General features: G+C 62.4%; 11 protein-coding genes and 3 pseudogenes. 8 read left to right on the top strand and 6 right to left on the bottom strand.

Going from position 1 to position 16,784, the window contains the following annotated elements:
* The 5 genes and pseudogenes from GXB81_RS27370 to GXB81_RS27350 all read left to right on the top strand — a co-directional run.
* Nucleotides 1-314, top strand: a pseudogene (locus tag GXB81_RS27370) (hypothetical protein); the annotation flags it as partial.
* Between the two features lie 427 nt (nucleotides 315-741).
* Nucleotides 742-1,503, top strand: coding sequence for a hydratase (locus GXB81_RS27365; RefSeq protein ID WP_167045939.1), 762 nt, complete (start codon nucleotides 742-744; stop codon nucleotides 1,501-1,503).
* A 901-nt stretch (nucleotides 1,504-2,404) separates the two neighbouring features.
* Complete coding sequence (locus tag GXB81_RS27360; RefSeq protein WP_167045936.1) at nucleotides 2,405-4,327, top strand: PrkA family serine protein kinase; 1,923 nt, start codon at nucleotides 2,405-2,407, stop codon at nucleotides 4,325-4,327.
* 163 nt (nucleotides 4,328-4,490) lie between these two features.
* Nucleotides 4,491-5,762 (top strand): YeaH/YhbH family protein, encoded by a 1,272-nt coding sequence (locus GXB81_RS27355; RefSeq protein ID WP_167045933.1) that lies wholly within the window; start codon nucleotides 4,491-4,493, stop codon nucleotides 5,760-5,762.
* A gap of 233 nt (nucleotides 5,763-5,995) precedes the next feature.
* Nucleotides 5,996-7,519 carry a SpoVR family protein gene (locus GXB81_RS27350; RefSeq protein ID WP_167045930.1) on the top strand — a complete coding sequence of 508 codons (1,524 nt, stop codon included), beginning with the start codon at nucleotides 5,996-5,998 and terminating at the stop codon, nucleotides 7,517-7,519.
* A 193-nt stretch (nucleotides 7,520-7,712) separates the two neighbouring features.
* On the opposite strand, the gene GXB81_RS27345 is transcribed toward GXB81_RS27350, so the two are convergent.
* The 5 genes from GXB81_RS27345 to GXB81_RS27330 all read right to left on the bottom strand — a co-directional run bounded on the left by GXB81_RS27345 (nucleotide 7,713) and on the right by GXB81_RS27330 (nucleotide 10,985).
* Nucleotides 7,713-8,072, bottom strand: coding sequence for a DUF1493 family protein (locus GXB81_RS27345; RefSeq protein WP_167045927.1), 360 nt, complete (start codon nucleotides 8,070-8,072; stop codon nucleotides 7,713-7,715).
* Entirely contained in the window at nucleotides 8,072-8,503 is a 432-nt protein-coding gene (locus tag GXB81_RS31935; RefSeq protein ID WP_346777822.1) for an STM2901 family protein, read from the bottom strand. Before GXB81_RS31935 ends, GXB81_RS27345 begins: the two co-directional genes overlap by 1 nt.
* A 213-nt stretch (nucleotides 8,504-8,716) precedes the next feature.
* Complete coding sequence (locus GXB81_RS27340; protein WP_167045924.1) at nucleotides 8,717-8,938, bottom strand: hypothetical protein; 222 nt, start codon at nucleotides 8,936-8,938, stop codon at nucleotides 8,717-8,719.
* 159 nt (nucleotides 8,939-9,097) lie between these two features.
* Nucleotides 9,098-10,027, bottom strand: a complete 930-nt coding sequence (locus GXB81_RS27335) for a LysR family transcriptional regulator (protein ID WP_167284019.1) — start codon at nucleotides 10,025-10,027, stop codon at nucleotides 9,098-9,100.
* 184 nt (nucleotides 10,028-10,211) lie between these two features.
* Complete coding sequence (locus tag GXB81_RS27330) at nucleotides 10,212-10,985, bottom strand: SDR family oxidoreductase (protein ID WP_167045918.1); 774 nt, start codon at nucleotides 10,983-10,985, stop codon at nucleotides 10,212-10,214.
* A gap of 190 nt (nucleotides 10,986-11,175) precedes the next feature.
* On the opposite strand from GXB81_RS27330, the gene GXB81_RS27325 reads away from it, so the two are divergent.
* Together GXB81_RS27325 and GXB81_RS27320 are read left to right on the top strand one after the other, a co-directional pair.
* Complete coding sequence (locus GXB81_RS27325; RefSeq protein WP_205990826.1) at nucleotides 11,176-12,102, top strand: LysR family transcriptional regulator; 927 nt, start codon at nucleotides 11,176-11,178, stop codon at nucleotides 12,100-12,102.
* Nucleotides 12,103-12,643: 541 nt separating this feature from the next.
* Complete coding sequence (locus GXB81_RS27320) at nucleotides 12,644-14,266, top strand: DUF3300 domain-containing protein (protein WP_205990825.1); 1,623 nt, start codon at nucleotides 12,644-12,646, stop codon at nucleotides 14,264-14,266.
* Between the two features lie 217 nt (nucleotides 14,267-14,483).
* Here the strand turns inward: GXB81_RS27320 and GXB81_RS27315 are convergent.
* Nucleotides 14,484-15,935: pseudogene (locus tag GXB81_RS27315) on the bottom strand (DHA2 family efflux MFS transporter permease subunit); the annotation flags it as partial.
* Between the two features lie 205 nt (nucleotides 15,936-16,140).
* On the opposite strand from GXB81_RS27315, the pseudogene GXB81_RS27310 reads away from it, so the two are divergent.
* Nucleotides 16,141-16,713, top strand: a pseudogene (locus GXB81_RS27310) (LysR family transcriptional regulator); the annotation flags it as partial.
* Between the last annotated feature and the right edge of the window lie 71 nt (nucleotides 16,714-16,784).

Below are 16,784 nucleotides of genomic sequence, written 5' to 3'. Positions count from 1 at the left end.
AGCAAGCGGCGCCCCTTCCCACGGCCGTGGCGGTGTTCCCGGTCGATGTCGGCGGGCAGCACCCGCAGCGCGTGCAGACCGCCCGCGCCCCGAGGCGCGCGATGCCGGCGGGGGCGTCGGCGGGTTTGTCCAATACCGTTCGCGCACGCAAGCTCATGCATGCCGGTGCGCCTGCTGCCCTGCCGGGCAAGGCTTCGGCGGCGATGACGTCCGCGATGGCATCCGAAGCGCCGCTGGCGATGGCCGCGCCTGTGCGGGCGTCCACTCAGGCTGCCGCGAGCGCCGGCGGCGATCAGGATTGGGAAACGTTCTGACGTGACGTGCCCGCTGGCGAAGCGCGCGTCGGCTTTGGCTTTCCGCGCTTCCATCTGTTCCAGGGCAACGCGGCGCCAGCGCAGCCATATCGCAACATTCATTCCCGACTAACTCGCCCCGGACAGCCTCTTTCTGCGCATTCCCGCGCGTTCCGCGCGGCGGGACGACGACGGGCCACGCCGATGACAATCCACGGATCCAAGACCGCGCATGCGCCCGCATCCGCGGTCTTTTTTATGACACGCGCGTGAATTGACGTTTGCGTGACTCGGGCTCTCCCCGGCGCGCGCCGCGATCCGGTACATTGACGGGCACGGCCACGACCCGAGCCGGCGCTGGCCGGCGCCCCACGTGGCTTGCCCCCGAGCGCGATCCCGTCGCGACGCCCCGATGAACCGTTCCATGCGCCAGCCAGAAAGGACCGACATGACGCGATACGATCTTGTGCAACGCCTCGTCGAGGCACGCCGGCAGCATCGCCCGATCGATGCGCCCGCACCCGACAGCCTGCCGCCCGATGCGGCGACCGCCTATGCGATCCAGCAGGCGGTCATCGCGGGCCTCGGCGAGTCGACCGGCGCGTGGAAGATCGGCGCGAAAACGCCGGGCGGCGCCGCGTCGGGCGCGCCGATTCCGGCGTCGCTCGCGGTGCCGTCGCCGGCGCGGCTCGCGCATGACGGGTTCTTCCGCGTGCTGCTCGAACTCGAAATCGCGTTTCGTTTCGACGAGACGATCGAGCCGCGCAACGACGCGTATGCGCGCAACGAGGTGCTCGCGAAGCTTGGCGTCGCGCTGCCCGCGATCGAGATCGTCGACAGCCGCTTCGCCGAGTGGCCCAACGTCGCGCCGCTCGCGCAACTGGCCGACGCGCAGAACAACGGCGCGCTGATCACCGGGCATCCGGTCGCGTATGCGGGCCTCGCGCGCAGCTTCGATTTCGTCTCGCCGGAGCTCGAACTCAGCGTCAACGGCCGCTCGCTCGTGCCGGAAGCGACCGGCAATCCGGCCGGCGATCCGCGCGAGCTGCTCGTGTGGTTCGTCAACCATTGCGCTGCAATGGGTATCACGATCGAACCCGGCTGGACGATCACCACCGGTTCGTACGTCGGCGCGCACAAGGTCGGCGAGCCGGGCATCGTGCGCGGCCATATCGACGGCCTCGGCGAAGTGGAAATCGAGCTGACCTGAGCGAACACACCGCAGCGGCGCGCCCGCGCCTGTCACCACCGCTGACGAAGCATCATGCAAACGGCTGCCCGAGGGCGGCCGTTCTGTTTTTCACGACGCCACGCGCTTCGCGCGGCATCTAAATCGTTAATGGTCTGCGCGAGGTCGTTGCAACTTTGCGTGGGTCTTTCCGTATACACCTATGAAGGCGTCGTGGTTTGCCGCCGTGAACCAGTCATACGGACGCTTCACGCAACGATGCGTGACTCATGCGTGCAACGCGCGGAACCAAAAGCCATCGCGCGCGGACGAATCGCGTGAAGGTGCGCTAAGCGTGCAACGGACATGTAACAACTGTACATGCGTGTAGACCGCGCGTTCGGGTCGTGCGTTGAGATGGAAAGCCGTCACGCAGCATCATGACATCGGGGCTTTAGAGATGAAATGCGCATGAGCGGACAGCCGATGCCTGACGACGCGACAGTGCGGGAACGCGATGTGCAACGGCACGCTGCGGCTGCGGTGCGATGACGTGGAAGCCGTGACTCAGGTGACGCAGGTCACGCGATGCGGCGGCACAATGAAGCCGCGCAATAGCGCCAACCGGCGATGCGTTGCTGAATAAAGCAGCAGTGGAGCGGAAGGAGCAGTGAGGGCGTAGCGAGGTGAGGCGGTGACGTGGTGCGGGCGGCGATGGCGTCAACGTCATCGCAACATCATGAGCGCTGCAACATGAGTGGGAAATTGTAGGTGCTTGAAACCGGGTTTCCAAGTGAGGATTGGCAGGAAGCGGTTATGGTGCGATTTTCGTAACGTAGTCCGTGAAAAAAAATTTAAAAGGGTTTAGGATGAATTCGAGCGATGTCGTTTCCGAATAGCGCGCCGCGCACGACTTCGCTCCAGACTTCGGCGAGGAGGTAGCATGGATATCTACAGCAGTTTCGCGACCCGCTTCGAGAAAACACGGGAGGACGAACTCTCGCTCGAGGAGTATCTCGCGCTCTGCAAAGACAATCCCGCCGCGTACGCCACTGCTGGCGAACGCATGTTGACGGCAATCGGGGAGCCGGAACAGATCGACACGCGCAACGATCCGCGTTTATCGCGTATCTTCGCGAACAAGGTCATCAAGGTATACCCCGCATTCCGTGAGTTCTACGGAATGGAAGAGGTGATCGAGCAGGTGGTCGCCTACTTCCGGCACTCGGCCCAGGGGCTCGAAGAAAAGAAGCAGATCCTGTATCTGTTAGGCCCGGTCGGCGGCGGCAAGTCGTCGATTGCGGAACGTCTGAAGCAACTCATGGAGCGCGTGCCGTTCTACTCGATCAAGGGCTCGCCCGTGAACGAGTCGCCGCTCGGTCTGTTCGATTACGAGGAAGACGGCCCGATCCTCGAAGAACAATACGGCATTCCACGCCGCTACCTGAAAAGCATCCTCAGTCCGTGGGCGGTCAAGCGCCTGCACGAGTACAACGGCGACATCCGCAAGTTCCGCGTGGTGCGCCGCTATCCTTCCATCCTTCGCCAGGTCGGCATCGCCAAGACCGAACCGGGCGACGAGAACAATCAGGACATCTCGTCGCTGGTCGGCAAGGTCGATATCCGCAAGCTCGAACAGTACGCGCAGGACGACGCCGACGCCTACAGCTACTCGGGCGGCCTGTGCCTCGCGAATCAGGGCCTGCTCGAATTCGTCGAAATGTTCAAGGCGCCGATCAAGGTGCTGCACCCGCTGCTCACCGCGACCCAGGAAGGCAACTTCAAGGGCACGGAAGGCTTCGGCGCGATTCCGTTCGACGGCATCATCCTCGCGCACTCGAACGAGTCGGAGTGGAAGGCGTTCCGCAACAACCGCAACAACGAGGCGCTGCTCGACCGGATCTTCGTCGTGAAGGTGCCGTACTGCCTGCGCTATAGCGAAGAGGTCAAGATCTACGAGAAGCTGCTGCGCAACTCCTCGCTCGCGAATGCGGTGTGCGCGCCAGGCACGCTGAAGATGATGGCGCAGATGTCGGTGCTCACGCGCTTGCAGGAGCCCGAGAATTCGAGCCTCTTCTCGAAGATGCAGGTCTATGACGGCGAGAATCTGAAGGACACGGACCCAAAGGCCAAGTCGTACCAGGAGTATCGCGACTTTGCCGGCGTCGACGAAGGCATGACCGGCGTGTCGACCCGCTTCGCGTTCAAGATTCTGTCGCGTGTGTTCAACTTCGACTCGACCGAGGTCGCGGCCAATCCGGTGCATCTGATGTACGTGCTCGAACAGCAGATCGAGCGCGAGCAGTTCCCGCCGGAAACCGAGCAGAAGTATCTGTCCTTCATCAAGGACGTGCTCGCGTCGCGCTATGCCGAATTCATCGGCAAGGAGATCCAGACCGCGTACCTGGAGTCGTACTCGGAATACGGCCAGAATATTTTCGACCGCTACGTGACCTATGCGGACTTCTGGATTCAGGACCAGGAGTTCCGCGATCACGACACGGGCGAGAGCTTCGACCGCGCTGCGTTGAACGCCGAGCTCGAGAAGATCGAGAAGCCCGCGGGCATCAGCAATCCGAAGGACTTCCGCAACGAGATCGTGAACTTCGTGCTGCGCGCGCGGGCCGCGAATGCGGGCAAGAACCCCGCGTGGATCAGCTACGAAAAGCTGCGCGTCGTGATCGAAAAGAAAATGTTCTCGAACACGGAAGAGTTGTTGCCGGTGATCTCGTTCAACGCGAAGGGCTCGGCGGAAGAGCAGCGCAAGCACGAAGACTTCGTCAATCGCATGGTGGCGAAGGGCTATACGCCGAAGCAGGTGCGCTTGCTGTGTGACTGGTATCTGCGCGTGCGCAAGTCGTCATGATGCGCGCGTGATACCGATGGTGTGCCGCCCGTACGGTTTAACCGTACGGGCAACCGGCGAGGCGCAAGCCGCATAGCGTTGCACTGCGCGGCGGGCGTTTCGCGCACCCGAAATATGAGTGCGGCTGCAGGAGATCGCGGCTGCATGGGACGGGAGACCGGGCGTGCTTCATCAAATTATCGACCGCAGGTTGGCAGGCAAGAACAAAAGTATTGCGAATCGCGAGCGTTTTTTGCGCCGCGTCAAGAACTACATTCGCCGCGCGGTTTCGGAGGCCGTGCGCGACCGCAGCATCAAGGACATTCAAAACACCCAGAGCATCACCATTCCGCGCAAGGACATCGCGGAACCGTCGTTCCGTCATGGCCCCGGCGGCAAGCGCGAAATGGTGCACCCCGGCAATTCGGACTATATCCGTGGCGACAAGATCCAGCGTCCGCAAGGCGGTGGGGGTAGCGGTGGCGGTAGCCAGGCCAGCAACGAAGGCGAAGGTCAGGATGACTTCGTGTTCGAGTTGAGCCGCGAAGAATTCATGCAGTACTTCTTCGACGACCTCGAACTGCCGCGTCTCGTCAAAACCCATCTGATGGCCGTGCCGACGTGGAAAAGCATCCGCGCGGGCTGGGCCGCCGAAGGCACGCCGAACAATATCGACGTGGTCCGCTCGTTGCGCAGTGCGCTGGGCCGGCGCATCGCGCTCGGTGCGCCGCTTGTCAACCAGTTGCGCGAGATGGAGCGGCAACTCGAAGAGCTGAAGGCCGATCCCGCCGATCGCCGCGAAGAGATCAAGCTGCTCGAAGACGACATCCACCATTTGAAGGGACGCATCTGGCGAATTCCGTTCATCGACCCGTTCGATCTGCGCTACGTGAATCGCGTGAAGCAGCCCACGCCGTCGAGTCAGGCCGTGATGTTCTGTCTGATGGATGTGTCCGGCTCGATGGACGAGCAGCGCAAGGACCTCGCCAAGCGCTTTTTCATCCTGCTGTACCTGTTTCTCAAGCGCAATTACGAGCGCATCGAGGTCGTGTTCATTCGCCATCACACGCGTGCCGAGGAAGTCGACGAAGACACGTTCTTTCACTCGACCGAAAGCGGCGGCACGGTGGTGTCGAGCGCGCTCGAACTGATGCGCAAAGTCATGGAGGAGCGCTATTCGCCGACTGAATGGAATATTTACGGGGCGCAGGCGTCGGACGGCGACAACTGGACCGACGATTCTCCGAAGTGCCGCAAGATACTCGCGGATGACATCCTGGAGAAGGTGCGGTATTTTGCGTATATTCAGGTGACGCCCGAAGAGCAGAACCTGTGGCTCGAATATGCGCAACTGGCCCTGACCCAGCCGCATATGGCGATGAAAAAGGTGGAAACCGCAGCCGATATCTATCCGGTGTTTCGCGAGCTGTTCGAGAAGCAGGCGGCGACTTCGTGACGGAACGCCCGTTGCGAGAAAGCACCTGATCGATGAAGCGCGCGGCGCGCACTCCTGCGACAAGATTCAGCACAGGTCGTATGAAAGGGCGCCGCGACGCACAAGGCGTGCCGCGGTCACAATGGGGGCATGCCGAGGCGAGGGCGGAACGGTAGCCGTCCGAGCCGGAGCAGTCTGCCATGCTGCAGCACGGGACACGCCGGAACGCCCCGCGAGGGCAAAGGGAAGTCCGTATGAACGTAGCCGATAGAAGGCCTCTGCCGTGCCCGTCCGACTGGACCTTCGAATTGATCGAAGAGTACGACTCGCATATTGCCCGTGTTGCGGAGCAATATGAGCTCGACGTGTATCCGATCCAGCTCGAACTCATCAGCGCCGAACAGATGATGGACGCGTACGCGTCCGTCGGCATGCCCGTGAACTACCGTCACTGGTCGTTCGGCAAACACTTTCTTGCCACCGAAAAAAGCTACCGTCGTGGACAGATGGGGCTCGCGTATGAAATCGTCATCAACTCGAACCCCTGCATCGCGTATCTGATGGAAGAGAACACGATGACGATGCAGGCGCTCGTCATCGCGCATGCGGCCTACGGGCACAACTCGTTCTTCAAGGGCAACTATCTGTTCAAGCTCTGGACCGATGCCCACGCGATCATCGACTACCTCGTCTATGCGAAGAATTACATTGCCGAGTGCGAGGAACGCTTTGGGCTCGACCGTGTCGAGGAACTGCTCGATTCGTGCCATGCGCTGATGAACTATGGCGTGGACCGCTACAAGCGCCCGCAGAAACTGTCGCTCGAACGGGAATTCGCCGCGCGCCGCGAACGCGAGGCGTATCTGCAATCGCAGGTCAACGAGTTGTGGCGCACGCTGCCGACGCGGCATACGCCGTTGCCCGAGGAAGTCGAGGAGCGCTTTCCGCCCGAGCCGCAGGAAAACCTGCTGTATTTCGCGGAGAAAAACGCGCCGCTGCTCGAACCGTGGGAGCGCGAAGTGATTCGCATCGTGCGCAAGATCGGCCAGTACTTCTATCCGCAGCGGCAGACCCAGGTCATGAACGAAGGCTGGGCGACGTTCTGGCACTACACGCTGCTCAATACGATGTACAACCAGGGCAAGCTCGAAGACGGCTTCATGATGGAGTTTCTCCATTCGCACAGCAACGTCGTCTATCAGCCGCCGGTCACGAAGCCGTACTACAGCGGCATCAATCCGTATGCGCTCGGCTTTTCGATGATGAGCGACATTCGCCGCATCTGCGAGGCGCCGAGCGAGGAAGACCGCAAGTGGTTTCCGGAGTTGGCCGGCAGTCCGTGGCTGCCCGCGATGCATTACGCGATGCGCAACTTCAAGGACGAGAGCTTCGTCGCGCAGTATCTGTCGCCGCACCTGATCCGCGAAATGCGCCTGTTCTCGGTGCTCGACGACGACATGCGCGATGCGCTCGAAGTCTCGGCGATTCACGACGACAGTGGCTATCAGTACGTGCGCCAGGCGTTGTCGCGGCAGTACGACATGCATCACCGCGAGCCGAACATTCAGGTGTGGGCGGTCAATACGCGCGGCGATCGCAGCCTGACGCTGCGGCACTTCATGAGCGACAACCGGCATCTGTCGTCCGATAGCGATGAAGTGCTCAAGCACATGGCGCGGCTGTGGCAGTTCGACGTGTACCTCGAAAGCGTCGATGAGAACGGCACTGTCAGAAAGCGTTACGAGTGCCGCTATGTGCCGCCTTCGGTGAGGGTTTGATGGTGTGGCGGGTTGGATCCGCCTGAGGGTCCGCCTGATTCTGTTGCTGCGCCGTTTCGTTTCAATCCAAAGCCCTGGCTGGTCTTGCGACTGGCCGGGGCTTGGTGTTTATTGCGAGTGGAGTTTGCGCTCAGGCTTTGCCTTCGGGCATGTCACGATGCGGATGCACGACCTGGCGAACCTATCGCTCGCTTTATGAGTCGTGCCTTCCTTCCAGCGAGGCCGAATCCCATCTGCCGAGCGCTGCGGCATCGGCGAGCATGCCGACCGTGATCGGCACGCGTTCAAGTGCGCCGTGCTTTTTCCTGAAGAGCACGGTGACGAGCGAGAGGATGAGGCCGGACCCTTCGTTCACGAAGTAGCGATCGAAGCTGAAGTCGCCGACGTCGACGTTGAAGGCGTCGAAAAACTTCTTCATGAACGTCTCGGCTTCAATGCCTGTCAGGTCCAGGTCGTCCGTGAGCTTCGTTTGAGCGGTAATCTGCTTGCGCTGCGAGATTCCGGTTCGTGCGCGCACGAATTCTTCGATGGCGCCCAGCCGTTGATGGTCCATTAGTACACCCGGTCTTCCGGTTTCACGAGCAGGTTGTAGTGTCTGATACTTTTGTAGGTAATGGTTGTCGCATCGTAGGCGAGAAACACTTCTCCGATGACTGGGATTGATCGCCCTACGAATACACCGAGATTGTTTGTGAAGAGGATTTTCAGTTTGCGTACGCTTTGCAATGTGAGCGTCGGAAGTATACGAAACTTGATCTCGTAGTCCAGATGCCGGCGAGAAACACGCGATGCGATCGATGTGCCTTTCGTTGTGCCTATTGGTTTGCGCCGTGTTGGCAGGAACGGCCAGCCGGCGAGAATTGCCGAAACGCTCACGAGATCATCGACGCCCAGTTGTTGCGATGCCTCGTCCAGAAAGACCAGAAAGAAGAGTTCAGACGGAGAGAGATAGGTGTGAACGCCATAATTATAGGTAGTACTTATAGTTCATCCATTAAATCGTCGGAGGAATATAGCAAGCGCGAATTTCGGGATGGCGCCGATTGTCAAAGTTTGACAATCGGTAGAGAAAGACTTGGCTATGTCGAGACTCAGAGAAGTCCTGTGGCTACCTGTAACACACGCCATCAAGGATGGTGCCATGACACAATAAACCCATACGCCCGTGCGTACAAAACCAACAGAAACAAAATACCCTCAACTCACAACAAGCCGCATCCCCCACGCATGCAACAGATCGCGTAGCGTCTCGGCCTGTTCCATCTTCGCGTCGCCTCGCAGATGAATCTGCACGGCACGGCCCGCGATGCCGTCGATCGGTTGCGCGAGCCATAACTCCACGGCAAGCCCGAGGCCGTCCGGCTGATTGTCGAGAACAGGCTCGATCACGCGCGGTCTGAAACAGGCATGCTCTGACATGGCGAATCCCCTCTGCTGCGATGACGGAACGCCTTTATCGTAATCAGCGGCACGGATAGGGCCAAGCAACAAATACGCGTTTGCTAAGCAAGGAATGCTTAGCAGAAAAATCGCGCTCGACCTCGCACTGATCGGTGCACGCCCGGCACCGCTGTCGTGTCAGGCCGCCGCTTCACGCGGCGCACCGCCGGTCAGCGAAACGATGAAATCGAGGAACGCGCGCACCTTGGCCGGCGGATGATGCCGCGACGGATACAGCGCATATAGCGGATACACCGCGTCGCCCCAGTCCGGAAACAGATCGACGAGCTTGCCACTCGCGAGCAGCGATTCCGCCCCGAGCCCGGGAATCTGCGCGATGCCCTGGCCCGCGACGCAGGTGCTATGCAAGGTCCCCACGTCGTTGACGGTCAGGCGTCCTTGCGGCGTAATCACGAGCTTCCTGCGGCCGCGATGGAATGCCCACGTGAACGGATAGCCCGTCGACGGATCGCGAAACTTGATGCACACATGCTTGCCGCTTTCGAGTTCGGTCGGGCTCGCGGGCTGCCCATGCTTCTTCAGATACGACGGCGCGGCCACGGTCAGAATGCGCGTGTCGAGCAGCTTGCGCGCGACGAGCGTCGAGATGAGCGGCTCGCCGAAGCGGATCGCGAGATCGAAGCCATCGGCGACCATATCGCCGAGCTGGTCGCGCGTCACGAGTTCGAGCTGCAGATCGTGATGCTTGTCGACGAAGCTGCCGAGCCTCGGCCCCAGCACGAGTCGCGAGAAGAACGGGTCCATGTTGACGCGCAGCCGGCCGCGCACGGCGGTCGCGCCTTGAGCGGCCGATGCCGCCGCTTCCTCGAGGCCGCTCAGCAGCGGCACGATCTGTTCGTAGAAGCGCCGGCCTTCGTCGGTCAGCGTGACCGAGCGCGTGGTGCGATCGAAGAGCCGGATGCCGAGGCGCGCTTCGAGCCGCGCAACCGAACGGCTCACGCCCGATTGCGACATGTCGAGCGCTTCACCGGCGGCTGCGAAACTGCCGCAATCGACGATCGCCGTCAGCACGCCCATGCCGTTGAGCATGCGCTCGTCAAATGGCATCTGAATTCCTTGCAGATATCCGTGATGCCCGACATGCTAACTCGAAAGTCTGTCCGATTTCACACGCTGACGCGCGAAAGTGACACCCGTTGCGCATAATGGATGAGAAACCGGCATGAACGGGTCAAAAGGCATGCTCGGGTGTCAAGCATGCCGCAGCGGCGAAGCGCGCCGGTCGAAGCGCTTATTTGGTCGTATAACCGCCGTTGATCAGAATCGTCTGCCCCGTGATCCACCATCCGTCGCTGACCAGATGACGGATGAAGGGCACGACGTCGCCGATATCGGTGAGCCCGGTTCGGGAGAATTTCGACAGCGCCGCCGCGCTCTTGTGATACTCCACCGCATCCGCGCCTTCCGCCGGATAGAAGAACGGCGTGTCCATTGGACCCGGGCCGACCGCCGTCACCGAAATGCCGCGCTCGCCGAACTCCTTCGCCGCCGCGCGGGTGAAGTGCTCGACGGGCGCCTTGGTGCCGGCATAGGCCGCATAGAACGGCGTGAACGCGCCGAGCAGCGAAGTGACGAGGGTGACGATCTTGCCGTTGTCGGCGACGTGCTTGCCGGCCTCGCGCAGAAAGAAGAACGCCGACTTGGCGTTCACGGCGCTCATCTCGTCGTATTCCGCTTCGCTGATTTCCGTGAAGGGCTTCTTCAGCACCTTGCCGACCGTGTTGATCGCGATGTCGGGGCGGCCCACGGCGGCAACGACGTCGGCGAATAACTTCTCCATCGCGCTCGCCTGCGTGAGGTTCGCCTGGAATGCAACAGCCTGTGCGCCGGCCGCCTGGATCGCGGCGACCGTGCTGTCGGCATCGGCCTTGGTGCTCGCGCTGTTGTAATGGACGGCCACCGCTTTCGCGCCATGTTTGGCCAGATCGCGTGCAATCAACCCACCGAGGTTCTTCGCTCCGCCTGCGATCAGGACGGTTTTGCCTGCAATGCTGTGGTCTGCCATATCGTGTCTCCGTCGAAGTTGTGCGGTGTGCGACATGCAACCGCGTGATTCACCGATGATATAGTCCTTAAAAAACAGATAAAGCCCTTGGTTCTGACAGGACTGAACAGAAATACCGACCAATTGCACGCGCCAGCGTCACCTGTTCAGGCGAGCGACGCTCGTCTGCCGCTCGTCTGCGAATACGCCTATGGACCGAATCGACCTGCTCCGTATCTTTGCCCGCGTCGTGGAGTGCGCCAATTTCACGCGAGCCGCCGACACCCTGGCGATGCCGCGTTCTTCCGTGTCCGCTGCCATCCAGGAGCTCGAGGGCCGTCTCGGCACGCGCCTGCTGCACCGGACGACGCGCAAGGTGTCGGCCACGCTCGATGGCTCGGCCTTATACGAGCGTTGCCTGCATCTGATCGCCGACATGGAGGACACGGAAAATCTGTTCCGCCAGACGCGCAGCACGCCCAGCGGCAAGTTGCGCGTGGACATGCCCGCGCGCATCGGCCGTCTGATCGTTGCGCCGGCGCTGCCCGGCTTCCTCGAGCGATATCCGCAGATCGATATCGAGATCGGCATGACGGATCGCGTCATCGACCTGGTCGAGGAGCGAGTCGATTGCGTGCTGCGGGTCGGTACGCCGCCCAATTCTGCGCATAACTCAGCGCTGTCCGCGCGCAGCGTGGGTGACCTGGCGCTCATCAATGTGGCGAGTCCGGCCTATCTGCGGCGTCATGGTGTGCCCGAGCGTCCCGAGGATCTCGACGATCACTGGATGGTGGGCTACACCTCGCGGTCCAGCGCGCAGGTTGCGTCATGGGAATGGATGGAAGGCGGCGTGAGGCGGGCGATGCCGCTCAGGTGCCGGGTCAGCGTCAATAGTGCGGAAGCGTATATCGCGTGCTGCCTGTCGGGTGTCGGTCTCATTCAGATTCCTGCCTATGACGTGCAAGCGCATTTGCGGACGGGCGAACTCGTGGAAATTCTCGGTGCGTATCGTGCAGCGCCCATGCCCATGATGTTGCTTTACCCGCAGCGGCAGCAACTCTCCCGTCGCCTGCACGTTTTCGCGGATTGGCTCGAAGCGTTGCTCGTTGCGGCTTGCATCCGGTCTGTTGCGTCGTGATGGGTTTCGTTCAGGCCAGGAAACATGGCGGACCTCGCACGCCGGTAGTGCGTTTACCTTTCCCGAAATCGTAAATAGATGTATCAAATCGTTTTTTCTTGACTCGTGAAAAAACGGCTATTAGCGTAATTTTATAGTGGCAGTGCATGCTATACGCGTCAAGCAAAAAATCCCGATTAATCTTTAATGCTGTTTTTTAAAATATTAAAAACTGGCGAATAAATATTATCGATAATCGCCATTCCGGTCGGGCAATCCGGTTTCGGAAAAAACGATGTTTCACCCGCTATCGACGGGCGGTATTTTTGTTACCGGATGGCTCGAGTTCAAACACGGGGGTGGGCCAGCTCCGCCTGAAGGCACCGCTCGTCTGACCGTTACCGGTCCGGGCGTTTCCCCGGCGATCGTGCCGCGCGGCGCGCACAGACTGTTACATAAAGACCGACGGGAGAAGTGCACGAAGCCGGTTCAAAGGTCGTTACTGTCAATACGACCATTCCAGATCAACACGCCAAATCAACACGCCGATAAGGACAATGTCATGAAAAAAACTTTGCCGTTTTATGATCGCCATGCCCGAACACTCGTCGCGTCGTCACTCGTGATTGCACTACTCGGTCTAAGTGCCTGCAACCAGAAGAGTAATGACAGCAACGACAATGTCCCGGCCGCGAGTCAACCGGCCGCCGCGAGCGTAGCCGATGCGGCCAGCGCCGCCTCGGACGCGCAGCCGGCGCCGGTCGCCTACACGCCGCCGAGCGCGGACCAGCTCTACCAGCTGGTCGCGCCGATCGCGCTGTTTCCGGACAAGCTCGTCGCGCTGGTGCTGGCCGGCTCGACTTACCCGGACCAGATTGAGGCCGCCAACACATGGCTCGGACAGAACCCGACGCTCAAGGGCACCGCGCTGACGTCGGCCGCGGATGCGCAACAGTGGGACGCGTCCGTCAAGGCGCTTGCGGCATTCCCGGCGACGCTCTCGCAGATGGCGTCGAACATGGAGTGGACCACCGCGCTCGGTCAGGCCTACTACCACGATCCGAACGACGTGCTGAACGCCATCCAGGTGATGCGCCAGCGTGCGAAGTCGGCGAACCATCTCAGCTCGGGCAGCCAGTTGCGCGTCACACAGACCACACAGAGCGCGCCGCCGCCGTCCTATACGCCGGCGCCCAGCGGCCCGGCGATTTATGAAGGACCGCCGATCGTGCCGCCGCCGCCGCAGACCATCGTGATCGAGCCGACCCGTCCCGACATGGTCTATGTGCCGGTCTACAACCCGGCTGTCGTCTACGGCACCGCCGCCGTCTACCCGGGCTATGCCTACCGGCCGGTCTATGGCACTGGCGCGGTGGTGACGGCGGGCGTGCTGTCGTTCGGCGTAGGCATTGCCGTCGGCGCGCTGTTCAGCCACCACGACTGGGGCTGGCACGCCTGGGACGTGAACTGGGGCGCACCGCATGCGGGCGGTCCCGCGTGGGGCAACTGGCAGCGGCCGGCCGTGGTGTATGACCACAAGACCTATATCTCGAAGTCGACGACCGTCGTCAATAACATCAACAACGTCCACAACACGCGGATCACGAACAACTACGGCACGACCAATAACAACGTCGGCAACCTGATCAATCGCGGTGCGCCGCCTGCCGGGAATGCGGCCGCGCAGCAGATGCGCGAGCAGGCGGCTCGGGGGAATCCGGCCACGATGTCCATGCCGCATTTCGGCGCGAACGCCGCGCAGCCCGGCGAGCGGCCGACGTCGCATGCGGGCGGGAACCATCCGAACGCCATGGGTACGCTTTCCGGCGCGCAGCATTCCGTGGCGCAGATGCATGCCCAGCGTGGCGAACCGCCTCAAGGCGCGGCTCATCCACCCGCCGATGCGATGCCGGGTCCCAACGGAGCGCATGAGCCGAACGCAGCGAACGGCACGACGCATGACATGCCGATGCGGCAGGAAGCGGAGCAGCGCAGCGAGGCCGAGGCGCAGCGCAATGCGCAGCCCGCACCGACCCCGCAGCCTCAGCAGCACGAGATGCAGCAGCACGAAGCGCCGAGCCCGGCACGGGCGCCGAGGCCAGCGGGACATGCGCCGCACCCGCATCCCGCACGGGCTCACGCGGCAGCTCATCCGCAGGGGCATGCGAGACAGGAGCGGCGCTGATTCCTCAGTGAATCCGCTGTGATTTCGCAATGAAGAGCGAAGGTTCGAGGCGGGTTGCGGGCCGGTCGTCGATCCTCGCGTGAGGCGCGCGCAACCATGGCGCGTCTCACGACCGAGATGCGGCGCTCGGCGTTATGCCAATGCTCCGGCGAGCCCGCAACGCAAACCCAGTCGTTCAACCGCCGCGTGTCAGCGCACGTGCGCCCATGGGCTTCGCTCAACGCCCCGTGCTTGGCGCCGCCTGGCCGCGAATCGCGGGCGTGCCGGACGGATGATCGAGGTGACGGAAGACCCACGCGGACACGAGCGTAATCACGCCCACGCAGACGAACGCGAGGCGAAAGCCGAGCGCCGCCGAACCCCATTGCGCGGAGAACAGGTTCACGAGCCCGCCGCCGATCGATACGCCGAGGCCGATCGCGAGCATCTGCACCATCGAGAACAGGCTGTTGCCGGCGCCGGCGTCTTCGTGCGAGAGGTCCTTGAGCGTGACGCTGTTCATCGCCGCGAACTGCATCGAATTGGCCGCGCCGAATACCGCGAGGATCACGATCTCGACGATCAGCGGCGTGCCGCGCGAAATCAGCGAGAACGCGACGATCGACGAGCCGACGATGATCGTGTTGACGAGCAGGAACGTCTCGTAGCCGTAGCGGCGCACGAGCGGCGCGATCCAGCGCTTGGAGAGCGTGCCGGCCAGGGCCGCGGGCAACATCATGAGGCCCGAATGCAGCGGCGAATAACCGAGTTGCAATTGCAACAGCAGCGGCACGAGAAACGGCACGGCGCTCGAACCGACCCGGCAGACGAGATTGCCGATCAGCCCGACGCTGAAATTCGGCTCGCCGAATAGCGAGAGCCTGAAGAGCGGATCGCGCCGATGCTTCGCGTACGGAATGTAGGCGAGCGCGCTCGCGACCGCCAGCGCGAACAGGCCCGCCGACCATGCCGCGCGATGCGAGGGCACCGGCGCGTCGATCGCGAGCGAAAACGCGATCATGCACAGCGACAGCAGAATGCAGCCGATGAAGTCGAACGGCGGCGCTTTGGTTGCGTCGTGCGAGGGCAGATAGCGCTGCACCGCATACAGACCGACGATGCCGATCGGCACGTTGATGAGGAAGATCCAGTGCCACGTGATCGCCTGCACGAACCAGCCGCCGAGCGTCGGCCCGGCGATCGGCCCCAACTGGCCCGCGATCGACACGAACGCGAGCGCCGAGACGTACTGCTCGCCCGATACGCTGCGCAGCACCGCGAGCCGTCCGATCGGCAGCAGCATCGAGCCGCCGAGGCCTTGCAGCACGCGCGCGAGCACGAGCTGGCCGAGCGTATGCGCGCTCGCGCAGCACAGCGAGCCGAGCACGAACACGAGAATCGCCGCGAAGTAGACGCGGCGCGAACCGAAGCGGTCGGCGAGCCAGCCGGAGGCGGGCGTGAGCATCGCCATCGTCAGCGTGTAGGCGACCACGATGGGCTGCATCGCGAGCGGCGCGACGTGCAGGCTGTTCGCGATCGAGGGCAGGGCGGTGTTGACGATCGTCGTGTCGAGCGACTGCATGAAGAAGCCGGCGGCGACGATCCAGAGTAGCGCGGAGTGGGAAGAATCCTTGGTCATTTTTCGACGGCGCGATGCGGCGGCAGTGGCCGGTGCGTTGGCCGAAGCGGCGACCGGAAGAACGCATGCGCCGTGGCGGGAGGGCCGCGGCGTACCTGTGCGATCGCGGTCACATCTCGGTCATAGCGTGCCGCCCGAGCCGGGTAAGAGGGTAAGCGGGAATTCCGTCATCTTATTGACATCTCCGTCAATCGGGAACCCCACTAGGTTTGCTGACTGTTATCGACTTTGCCGATAAGCAGCGCGACAATGCCGCATGCTCAATCCGATCTGGCTCAAAACCTTCTCGACCGTCGCGGCCTGCCATAGCTTCACCGAGGCGGGGCGGCGGCTCAATCTCACGCAGTCGAGCGTCAGCGAACATGTCCGGCGGCTCGAACAGAGCGTGGGCCGGCGCCTGTTCGTGCGCGACACGCATTCGCTCGCGCTGACGCTCGACGGCGAAGCCATGCTCGCGCATGCGAGCGTGATCCTGCAGGCGCTGTCGCGCGCGGAATCGCAGTTTCGCGCGCCGCGCCTCAAGGGACGCGTGCGGCTCGGCTCGTCGGACGACATCGCGCTCGGTCCGCTGCCGACCGTGCTGGCGGCATTTCGCAACGCGCATCCCGACGTCGAGCTCGAAATCACGATCGGCATGACCGGCCGGCTGTACGAACTGCTCGACGCGGGCGCGATCGATCTGCTGGTCGGCAAGCGCCGGCTCGGCGACCGGCGCGGCGTGCCGCTGTTCTCCGGGCGGCTCGAATGGCTCGCGCGCACGGGCACGCTCGTCGATCCGGGGCAGCCGCTGCCGCTGATCCTCGCCGCCGAGCCGAGCGTGCTGCGCGCCGATCGGAAAGGCGCCGTGCAGTGAAGCGGGGGGGAGTAGGTGGTGAAGTGCGGGTCTGGGCTGTTGATGTA

Source organism: Paraburkholderia sp. Ac-20336, from assembly GCF_017105025.1.
Classification (GTDB): Bacteria; Pseudomonadota; Gammaproteobacteria; order Burkholderiales; family Burkholderiaceae; genus Paraburkholderia.
This window is presented reverse-complemented; position numbering and strand designations above follow the sequence as displayed.